General features: G+C 51.4%; 6 protein-coding genes. 1 reads left to right on the top strand and 5 read right to left on the bottom strand.

Translation table 11 applies throughout. The features are described from left to right. The 5 genes from J2W17_RS30980 to J2W17_RS30960 all read right to left on the bottom strand — a co-directional run. On the bottom strand, window positions 1-185 hold a 185-nt coding region (locus J2W17_RS30980), incomplete at its 3' end, for a hypothetical protein (RefSeq protein ID WP_307344129.1). A 95-nt stretch (window positions 186-280) separates the two neighbouring features. Next, window positions 281-3,154 carry a hypothetical protein gene (locus tag J2W17_RS30975; RefSeq protein ID WP_307344135.1) on the bottom strand — a complete coding sequence of 958 codons (2,874 nt, stop codon included), beginning with the start codon at window positions 3,152-3,154 and terminating at the stop codon, window positions 281-283. A gap of 57 nt (window positions 3,155-3,211) precedes the next feature. Further along, window positions 3,212-5,560 carry a hypothetical protein gene (locus tag J2W17_RS30970; protein ID WP_307344134.1) on the bottom strand — a complete coding sequence of 783 codons (2,349 nt, stop codon included), beginning with the start codon at window positions 5,558-5,560 and terminating at the stop codon, window positions 3,212-3,214. 137 nt (window positions 5,561-5,697) lie between these two features. Then, entirely contained in the window at window positions 5,698-8,100 is a 2,403-nt protein-coding gene (locus J2W17_RS30965; protein WP_307344132.1) for a hypothetical protein, read from the bottom strand. 97 nt (window positions 8,101-8,197) lie between these two features. Continuing rightward, on the bottom strand, window positions 8,198-10,015 hold the full coding sequence (locus tag J2W17_RS30960; protein WP_307344130.1) for a hypothetical protein: 1,818 nt from the start codon (window positions 10,013-10,015) through the stop codon (window positions 8,198-8,200). A gap of 760 nt (window positions 10,016-10,775) precedes the next feature. Between J2W17_RS30960 and J2W17_RS30955 the strand changes: the two genes are divergently transcribed. Then, window positions 10,776-10,960 (top strand): hypothetical protein (locus J2W17_RS30955; protein ID WP_307344129.1); only part of this gene is annotated, 185 nt, incomplete at its 3' end.

The raw sequence follows: 10,960 nt of genomic DNA, 5'->3' as shown, positions 1-10,960 counted from the left end.
CTGTTGCGGGTATTGTACGGGTTGAAACTCAGGCTCGTGGGCACGACCGGACCGCTGAGGTCATTGGCTTTGATTTCCGGCAAGGCGAGGTTGACGGTGTACTGGCCGGTGCGGGGGTCGACGCCGGACTGCACGAAACTGAGGAAGTTAAACGCGTTGGAATGGACCGCAGTTTTGGCGCTCATGAGTGTACCTCAACTAGACAATAATAGTTGTTGAAAAAGGGTAGTCAGAGAAGTGCGCCGCAATAAAATTGCCACGCACCCTGTTGATACTTTAATCAGGTCAAGACGTTCAACACCAACTTGTTTCGATTGCCATCAATGAAAGACATGTCAAGACGATGACGATTCCCTTCAACATCCAATAAATCCACGATCATCGAAGTTTTATTTAATTTTTCGAGATCAGCTGCAGTTGAACGACGCAGATCATCGACACGGCTTAATGTGATGAGCAACTCACCCGACACCGGATTTTGGTCGGATTCATACACCCGCTTCAGCACTGGCGCACTTCGTTTATCAAGAGCATCGTCGAATGATATAATTCTGTTCTCGGGTTTGCCTTCATCGCCGGGTGGAAACACGTTAAAAGAATAACCGGTATAGCTGAACATCGTTTCGTTGCCATAGGTACTCTCCCATTGCACAAGAGACTGATGACCCTCGAAAATGCACCGGGTAAACAAAAGGGGAACACGTCCCTCACGCTGATATCCCAAACGCCAGTAATCTATAGTTCGCAGGAAATAGTCGAAGTCATTTTCTCCCTTCGGCAACTCTGGCCATCCAGGCCCCGTCGGCCGACCCGCACCTTGTGCGCCACCGCCTGCGACACGCACATCCCTGAAACTGTAATCATCAGCTACCTTGATCGGGATTGACATCGGCTTCAGGGTGACCAAGCCCTCGTCTTCTGTCTCGTTCGAACTCGGATGCAAATTCGAATTAAATTCACCCCTGTCATTGTCAGCAATGAACATGGCGACATATCGTTCGCTACCAGGGGTGTCCGTTGGGCTCGCGCCCCGAACATGCACATAGAGGGTTTTATCTGTATGAAACAGGTCGTCGCGGGAAACAGGCTCCTTCGAGGCGTTTTGTGGATGGAATCCATTCATCCCCCACCTGCTCGCCCATCGTAGCGGACTACCGAACTCGATCCCTATCTCTTCGATAAAGGGCATCTGAATGGGGGATGCCCTATTCACCAGCCTTAAGCTGGCTTCTTCATCGCCACTCAATGGATAAATCTTTCCATCTATGGCCTCGGTTTCTACCTCGATTCTGACCGCCATTTGTTGCATACCATTGGCATACGCGGAACCGACCACCTTACTGATGTTGAACTTGCGCAGGTTCCTCCAGGTCGGCTCCGTCATGGCATTCGTGAGTTGCACGAAGCTATAGCCGAAATACTGGACCTCATCCGTGTTATCAAGCAGTTCACATACAACAACCGCAACGGGGTTGGAAAACGTTGCCGGTGCCTTATAAAGTCCGCTTTGCGAGACGCTTCCCTCCCCCAGAACCGTCCAGCGCCGCTTGAGCTGCGTATTTCTGTGATTCTCTTTCAACTGCAAATCTGCCCCGCGGTTGACATTTCGAGTAAACCCGGGCGAGACATCAAAATCAGGGACGAACCTGAGCAGCAAGACCGAGGCCTGGATCGTCTCTCCCGTCTCGGTGTTCGTGGCTACAATACTTTGCACCACCACATCTTCCGCCAGGGGGGCGACTGGCGGCGTATAAATGGCCGTATTGCCATCAACCACCAGCGAACCGTGCTGCGGTTCACTCCAAGACAACGTGGTGCCATTCAGCGCCGATGCAACAAAGGTTACAGGTTGCGGTTCACCGCGGACAAAACGCGGCACAGCCGAAGGGGAAATGGCCATCGCCTCCGAAGTTACCAACAGTAAAGCGCAGACTTGATGACGTTCAGCGGTTGCCGGATCGGTATAGGAGGCCGTCACCACGACACGAACCGTTTCCCGTCCTGCCTGACCGAAAGCCACAGGCGTGTACCGACCCGTGGTCGGCCCGATTTCGCCGACAGACTCATGCGTATTCAGGCTGCGTACACTCCAGCGCACACCCGACAGAGGCTTGCCGTCGCGTAACGCCTGGTATTGGAATGGATTACTGCCAGCCTGAAGGCTATGCAACTGTGGATTGATGGTAATGGCCGTACGCGACGGATCAATATTGCCGAACACCGCCAGGTCATGAGGTTCTGCCTGATCCCGTATTACAAAAACGTTCTCCTCACCCGGGAACAACAGGCTGTGTATCAGTACCAGTTTGTCCTCATCCGCGTAGGGCACAAATTCTTTTGAAAGAATCAACGTCGCCGAATACATGTCGCCCTGGGCGTCCTGGTCATCCGGGATCAGGTAGGGAAAATTCCGGGGAATTCCACCACCATGCTCACTTGCCTTGAGCTGTATAAACACCACCACCGCGCCATCGCGATACGTCGAGGACTTGACATCATTGCCACCTGGAGCAGGTTGGGTCCGCATCTCGAATCGCTTCGGCGTCAGCGGGCTGTAGCCTCTCAAATCGAGCATGCCCAACTCAAATACTCGCCGGTGAGGAGGCAATTCGTCGAAGCGTTGCTGAAAATACTCGCCGAGACATTCGCGAGCCAGCGGTGTGCCGGCCAGGTTACATTCGATTTTTTTTACCCGGGACAAATCCAGAATAACCCGTCCAAGATCGTCGACTTCACCGGTAATAATTGCCAGATCGACGTCGATCGTCACGGTATAGCCATGGGCTTCGCTGATGGTATAACTGTACAACACTGAATCGAACCCATCTCCGACAGAGTACGCGGTATAACTGCCTGACAGGATGTTCAAGGTGAGTGTGGCAATGGAATTGCTAAAGTCTGCCGTTTCAAACGACAACCGCGGCGAGGCTAAAACGATGTCGCGCAGCTCAGCATATTCGGTCTTTGCTCGATTAGTGAATGCCTTGCCGGAAAAAGGCGGCATGTAGCCAGAGCCATCGTACTTATCGATCCATTGTTGTAGCAGAATCCGATTGAGGCGCGTGCGGTTGAACACGGTAATAGCGCCCCATCCTTCAGTAATCGAACCTTGTTCCATCTGCCGTACAATATCGGCGCGTGAGTTGCCAGCCATGATAACTCTCCTTGGTAGCGTGATCGGTTTCACACATTGAAAAGCGGTAATTGATGTTCAATCAAACGACAGGTTGGCGATAGGGTCCGGTTTATTAAAGAGCTCAAAGAGCGGCCACGGCAAAATAATCCAGCCATCTTTAGTGTCGGCACCACCGCCCAGACGTGCGGTGATAAGGGCGAATCGTTGCTGTCCGTCCGGATCGCCCGTATACAAACCATCGCTGTCGATACAGCCGTTCCCCTCTGCAACATCCCAGACGGCAGCCACTGGTCGGTCACGGCCATCCCTGGCGACCAACTTCGCCTTACCTTCCGGGAAAGATGAGTTGTCCATATCAATAGTAATTGTCAAATCCGCTTGATAATGAGTCACCACCACATAGGACGTTTGGGTTTTACGGGTCGCCAGGTTCATGACCTCGATTTCGTCGATGAGGAAAGAGCCTTCCACTGAGGGATCTTTCAGGCCTGCCGTATAAGTGTTTTTACCATCGCCTCCGTCCCTGGTCGGAATGGTGCCGGTCCCTCGTTTGACTTCCCACTGCAGGATACCTTCACCCAGAGAATGGGCCGAGAGCATTCGATTCACGGATGCATCCTCGGTAGAGGCGCTACAAATCTGCACGACCGGGTTGACCGTAAGGTCGCGCACGACCACGGTCACCAGGGCTGTACTGCTGTAATTGGACGCAGTGTCCGTAGCCATGACCATGACACGGGTGAAAGTGCCCGGGATGTCAACGAGGGCGGGCGAACTGTACTCTCCGGAGTCCTCGTCAATGGTCCCGATCTCGCCGATGCTGCCCGGGATGGCCGCCACACTCCATTTAACCTTGCCGGTGAAGTCTTTTGAGACGGTGAAGGTATGCTTGGCGCCGCAGCCCATCAAATGTTCAAGGGAGGTAATCATGAACGGGTGACTGAATTGACCGAAGACAACAAGGTCCCCCGGTATACTGCTGGTCTTCATCGTGATATGGGTGTGACTATTGAAGAGGATGCTGTTAAGCACAAAAACATCAATAGACGGCACAAGATCAGGTATTTTTTCAAGTATATCAGTATATTTACGAATAATTTGAGCTCTAAGACTCTCCAAGGCCCGCCTTCTCTCGTCAGCATTAAGCCACTTGGATAAAGTATCATATGGAAAATCGGCGGTAACTGTCGACTTATCCAGAATAAATTTAACCCCCCCGCTTGAGGGATCAACTTCAAAACCGTAATCAGCATTCACAACTCGGTTCAAACCTATACTACTATATCCCAATAACTCAGAGTTACTATTCTTCACAGCCACTGGAATTGGCATATCTTTGCGATCCGCCCAAGCCACCCTTAATTTTGGAGCACCTTGACTCACCGCCAGCAAGCTAACTTTATAATTTCCATAACCCAATTCAGTCCAATCATAATAAGGGTCCAAGATCTTATCACCCACATGAATCAGGTCATATTGAAGCTCTAACCGGCCCCCGTCCCTCGTTGTAGAATAGCTAATAAAACCTCGCTCTATAATCTCCTGAAGCTGAAGATATCCGTCCGCAGCATAGAGTCTAGCGCCAGGCAAAATACAGTTTTTCATCAGGATTTTATTGCTGATTAAAATCGTACAATCCTCCTCACCCACATTCAAACCCATCCAGTCGTCCGACGGAGGCATGCCGCCTTCCTGATCACCCCGCATGGCAATGAACAATTCCACTGACCCGTCACCGAAATTATCCGCAGTACTGAGTTCCGCACCTTTTGCCGTCGTGGTCCGCAAACTGAATGATGCCGGTTTCAAGTATTGCTGATTGGTGTAAGCAATTTTCCCAAGGTGATAGAGCCTTTTTTCCTTGTCCGCCCCCTTGAAGTATTGCTTGAAGAACTCCCCACCGATCCGACGTTCATGCCTGGTATTGGCGAACGTCAGCTCCCATGTCCCTTTTGCTGTCTCGGGGGCGCCGAGGTCGAGGACCACATCTCCGGCGTTACCTACCGTGCCACTGGTTTTCGACAACAAAACGTTTTCAGCTATGAGCTCCGGATGATCGAGCGCATCGATAGAATGCACCGCAATTGCGCGTTTGTGGCCTTGGATATTATCGATGGCCACCTGAGTTCCACCGATCACCGCCATTTTCATAGAGGCCTCACCGCCCGCCGCTTTCGAACTGTTTTCAAAGGACAGTCGGGGCACATCGGTGACCCAGTCGCTGAGGTGCTGCCAGTTGGCATCGCCAACGGCAACCGGCTCATTGATCGGCTCTAGATAACTATGGGTAGTGAATTTGTTAATGTAGTCCTGCAGCAGTAAATTATTGCACTTGCTGCGATCATAAGCGACCACTGCGCCCCAACCGGCTGTCCTTGGTTTAAGTGCCAACCATTCAAGTAGTTCTTTTTTCGAGTTTGCCATGATGCACCTGTTTATATAGAAATATCGATCTTTTGGAATCGTCAGAGCGATCCATCGCACAACGGCACTGCCAATTCAACGAGTACATGTCCGGCACACAATGCCAGTCAGCCGAAGTAAAAAGCTGTAATTGATATTCAATCAAACGACAGATCGTCGATCGGCTCAGGTTTATTAGGGAGTTCAAAGAGCGGCCACGGCAATATAATCCAGCCATCTTTAGTGTCGGCACCACCGCCCAGACGTGCGGTGATAAGGGCGAATCGTTGCTGTCCGTCCGGATCGCCCGTATACAAACCGTCGCTGTCGATACAGCCGTTCCCCTCTGCAACATCCCAGACGGCAGCCACTGGTCGGTCACGGCCATCCCTGGCGACCAACTTCGCCTTACCTTCCGGGAAAGATGAGTTGTCCATATCAATAGTAATAGTCAATTCCGCTTGATAATGAGTCACCACCACATAGGACGTTTGGGTTTTACGCGTCGCCAGGTTCATGACCTCGATTTCGTCGATGAGGAAAGTTCCTTCCACTGCGGGGTCTTTCAGGCCTGCGGTATAAGTGTTTTTACCGTCACTCCCGGCCCTGGTCGGAATGGTGCCGGTGCCTCGTTTGACTTTCCATTCGAGAATCCCTTCACCCAGCGTGTTGGCCGACAATGTCCGGGTGATGGCTGCGTCGATGGTGCTTGCGCTACAGATTTGCACCACTGGGTTGATGGTGATATCGCGGACCACGACCGTCACCAATGCCGAACTACTCGCTTTGGAAAGCGGATCCGTTGCCGTGATCCGAACCCGGGTAAAGGTGCCGGAAATATCGGCAAGGGCTGGGGCACTATAATGCCCGGTTTCTTTATTGATGGTGCCGACTCCCCCAGAACTGCCCGGGATGGCTGTGACACTCCACTCCACTGTGCCTGTAAAGTCTTCCGGGACTTTGAAGGTATGTGTGGAGCCATGGCCCATCAAGTGTTCCTGAGGAGTGACAGTCACGAGTCCTTTGATCTGACCGAAAATCGCAACATCTCCTGGAATACTCACATCTTTGAGCTTTACCGATTCGCGGCCGCTAAATAAAATGCTATTTAGCACAAATAAGTCAATATATTTCAGCGAATGGAATACATCGTGCAGTTCGGCTCGTATGCCGAATGTTATAGACCCCTTTATAGTATTGTAAATAGCATTGAAGTCACGCAGAACACGGAAGTCGGTAATACCTTTATTTTCCAGACCTGCATCAGCATACGCCGCGCTTGACCGTTCAAATGCAATCGCGCCTGTCGCTACATCAACACTTAGCTCAATGTATTCCATGATGCGCCAAAACAGAATTACCTTCTGCGGCACAGGTTCGCCGATGCCAGTGTTACTTACCACATACTGATACTCATTGACATCTTTTCCGTGGCTAGCCCACTCCAAAGACACTACATTGCCTGAGGCTTGCCGATAAACTTTAACCTTCAAAGGTTCTGTAGAAGCGACCAGAAGATCGACATTACTCCCACCATACGGCCCCCTATGAAGAAATGTGTAATTGTCGCCAACATATAGACCACCCGGCGATCGTATATAGGACAACCCTGGTTTCGCGACCAACGTTACAAACCCTGCCGAATCAAACTGACTCTCAAGAAAGTCTGAACCTGCAGGCAACGGATAGGCTGCTCTCCTTACGCCCTCATAGATGATTTTTTCCATAAACAGCTTATTACTGAGCAGAATGGCACTGTCATACTGTCCCGCCCTATCATCCGGAATCAGGCTTTTCCAATCATCAAGCGGCGGCACGTCTCCTTCCTGATCACCTTCCATACAAACAAATAACTCCACCGCACCGTCACCAAAGTTCTTTGCCGTCTTCGATTCTGCCCCTGTCGCTGTAATGGTCCGCAATATGAACGATGCCGGCTTCAAGTATTGCTGATCGGTAAAGGCAATTCTTCCAAGGTGATAGAGCCTTTTTTCCTTGTCCGCCCCCTTGAAGTATTGCTTGAAGAACGCACCACCGATCAGGCGTTCATGTCGAGTATTGGCAAACGTCAACTCCCACGGACCTTTAGCTGTGTCGGCAGCGCCGAGGTCGAGAACCACTTGTCCAGTGTCTTTATCTACCGTGCCACTGGTTTTCGACAACACAACGTTTTCAGCAATGAGCTCCGGATGATCGAGCGCATCGATAGAGTGCACCGCAATTGCACGCTTATGGCCCAGGGTATTGTCGATATTAACCTGAGTTCCACCAATGACCGCCATTTTCATGGTGGCCTCACCGCCCGCTGCTTTCGAACTGTTTTCAAAGGACAGTCGGGGCACATCGGTGACCCAGTCGCTGAGGTGCTGCCAGTTGGCATCGCCAACGGCGACCGGCTCATTGATCGGCTCTAGATAACTATTGGTAGTGAATTTGTTAATGTAGTCCTGCAGCAGTAAATTATTGCACTTGCTGCGATCATAAGCGACCACTGCGCCCCAACCGGCTGTCCTCGGTTTAAGTGCCAACCATTCAAGCAGTTCTTTTTTTGAGTTTGCCATGATGCACCTGTTCAATAGAGATGAAATTGTTGTCTCGAATCGTCAGAACGAACCATCGCACGGCGGCACGGGTTCAATGCAAAGTTCAATACACGTATCAGGCACGCAATGTCAGTTCTGCAGAGTCCCTGAATGGAAGATGTGTTCGCCCTTGATCAAAGCTGACCGTGACCGACACTTTGAACTTGTTACCGATCCCGATTTGATTCCGAAGAAACGACTCGGGCAGCCACGAAGTAAAGCTCGGTGCTTGCGCCTCGGTCTCGGTCAGTGAATGATTTTGAATTAAATAATAATCCTTCCCTACGACCTTGATGTTGAGGATTTGGTCTTGCGCCATATACGCCCATCGTCCTAGTTCGAACCTGGCCCCCTTGGGATCGTCGATCATTTTAAGAGAAAGTTCAGAAGTGCCTGCTGCCGTTACGCACTGAATGGCCGGGAAACTTGTCCGGGGGTACGGCTCGATCTTCAGCCAGAAGGGTTCGGAGTCCTGCCAGTTTTCCTGCGGTTCGCCATGGGGAGTCACCCGCCAGAACACTTTCAACCGGTCACGCGAGCCGACACCCGCCCCCATGTTCATCGCAATGGCATTCTTTGGAATATCAAACGCTCGCCAGTCGCCTGCAACCGGTGTCGTCACCACACTATGGCCCGCTGTACCAGGCTCGCCCCAATACAAATGGATGGTGTCGGTTTCATCGACGATAGCCTCGAGGGGCACACTGGCCCGACTGCCGCTGGTGGTATTTGCCGCGTCCATTCGGCCTTCATTCGGCTCGTCACCTTTTTCCGGTACAGCGTCCCTGAGTATCGGCGGTGAAATATCCAGCGGCTGACTTATCAGTAAGCGCAAGGGTTCACTGGAGAAGACGCTACCTGGGCGCGCATATTGGTAGGTAAGTTCCGCAGTCTTGCGATTGTTGAGCACTAGCCATGCGTGTTCCAACTGCAATGCCAAGGCACCGCTGTCGAGTGTCGATGGGTCGAGGCGCACCGAGACAGCCGCATCGGTGCCGGTGCCCACAGTCGCATTTAGCATCACAGTATCGCCCACCCGAGCCTGCGGGTGTAACGCACCCCGTAACGTCACACCCTCTGGAAAACGCACGGGATCGACAGGGCCTCCGCCGTGGTCATCGATCGCCAATTCAGGCAGGCGTTGCAGAGTCGGAGCCACAATACGCAGGGTTTGCAGCGCAGAAACGCTATCTTCACCTCCCCCCGCGTAGACGATGCTGTAACTTAACTCCAGTCGGCCGGCTGCAATCAGCAAGACTTCATTTCTACTCACTAATCGCGTCAATGGCCGACCGACCTGCGCGTCAGTCACCTCCCAGACGGGACGCAAGGGCGGCCGTGGGTTTGCGTTCCTATCAAAGCCTTGCCATAGCAGTGTGACTTTATCGCCTTTCGCCATGGCCGCATACGGCGGTACGGACACCGTGACGCCAGCGGGGGGCAATACTCTTATGTCAGGATCCAATGCCAGATCATGGGATTCGCGAACCTGTGGAACAGCCAAGTGCGACGTGAGCGTCGGGCGTGTTCCAACGTAGAAAAACAATCTTTTTGATTCTGGTCCCGGTTCGGGCGCCATGGGGGCCTTGACGGAGTAAGAATAAAATACCCAGCCTTGGTCCAGTCTTTGCAACGTGTCATTGGAAAACCTTATCGGTAATCCTTCAGGCGTCAGGCTGCCGTCAATAGGATAATTTTCATCTGCCCGGCTATCTTCAACGTCACCGAGTGCCGTACAACCTCGCCAATGCACCAGAATGAAGTGCCCCCTAAAGTTTTCCATATTCGGAAACCAGACAAGGGTCGGCAGGTTATCCGAGCCTAACTCTTCAAGGTCTACAGCATTATCAGCATTCACTGGGACTTTCGGTGCGGGATACGTAACCGCTGCCATGTTCAGAACTCCATCATTTGTCAGAGGGTATGCACCCGACCTGTTGAAATATTTGCATCGATGGAGTTGTGTTTTACACCTGATTTTTTGATTTGCCTACCTAGCAGAACTGCTAGGTTTACAGACATTGAAAATACTCTATGGTTATCTTCAATAGGGCTTGTATTACAGCCACGTGCATCACTACCAAGGGAGAGCAGCATATGAACATTTTTAGAACGTGGCGTCACGGACTGATATTTGCGTGGAGTCTATTGATAGCAGCTCCCCCATTGCCATTTCCATTGCCATTACACTTTACATCACTTCAACGGGCATTTTTTTGCCTAACCTAAACCCTTATGTTTGCGACCCGCCATGGACAATTTAAACTCAGTTATATACAGCACACTCCTTTCATTTTTTTGTTGCACGCGACGCCATCGCTGGCAGGTGCAGAAAGCAAAACAGATACACACCCTGGAAAAATAACATTCATTTACGATAACGATATTGACCAATGTGGCGTCGACGCATCACCACAAATATACAACCCGACCACTACTGAAATGATCGACCTGAGGGATCTTAAAAACCAAGCGGTAGACGTCCCCATTCAGCCTGGCATCAGGTTAACAAGGAAAGATGTAAAAGACCCCAGCAAAATTGACAAGAACTTAAGTTGCGTACAGGTGATTTATGACTAGTCAATCTCGACTTATTTATAAACAAAGCCACTGACATTCTAATTAGCAGTTTTTTGAATAACCAGGGACCATTCATGAGCGCCAAGACCGCAGTCCATTCCAACGCGTTTAACTTCCTCAGTTTCGTGCAGTCCGGCGTCGACCCCCGCACCGGCCAGTACACGGTCAACCTCGCCTTGCCGGAAATCAAAGCCAATGACCTCAGCGGTCCGGTCGTGCCCACGAGCCTGAGTTTCAACCCGTACAATACCCGCAACAG

It is taken from the genome of Pseudomonas lini, assembly GCF_030812475.1.
Taxonomy (GTDB): Bacteria; Pseudomonadota; Gammaproteobacteria; order Pseudomonadales; family Pseudomonadaceae; genus Aquipseudomonas; species Aquipseudomonas lini_A.
Note: the sequence above shows the minus strand (reverse complement) of the source record. Positions and strands in the feature narration are given on the sequence as shown.

What these genes read in the sequence shown, in the direction of transcription:
- J2W17_RS30975 (WP_307344135.1), bottom strand. Translation starts at nt 3,154, where the DNA reads ATGGCTGGCAACTCACGCGCCGATATTGTACGGCAGATGGAACAAGGT.
- J2W17_RS30965 (WP_307344132.1), bottom strand. Translation starts at nt 8,100, where the DNA reads ATGGCAAACTCAAAAAAAGAACTGCTTGAATGGTTGGCACTTAAACCG.
- J2W17_RS30960 (WP_307344130.1), bottom strand. Translation starts at nt 10,015, where the DNA reads ATGGCAGCGGTTACGTATCCCGCACCGAAAGTCCCAGTGAATGCTGAT.
- J2W17_RS30970 (WP_307344134.1), bottom strand. Translation starts at nt 5,560, where the DNA reads ATGGCAAACTCGAAAAAAGAACTACTTGAATGGTTGGCACTTAAACCA.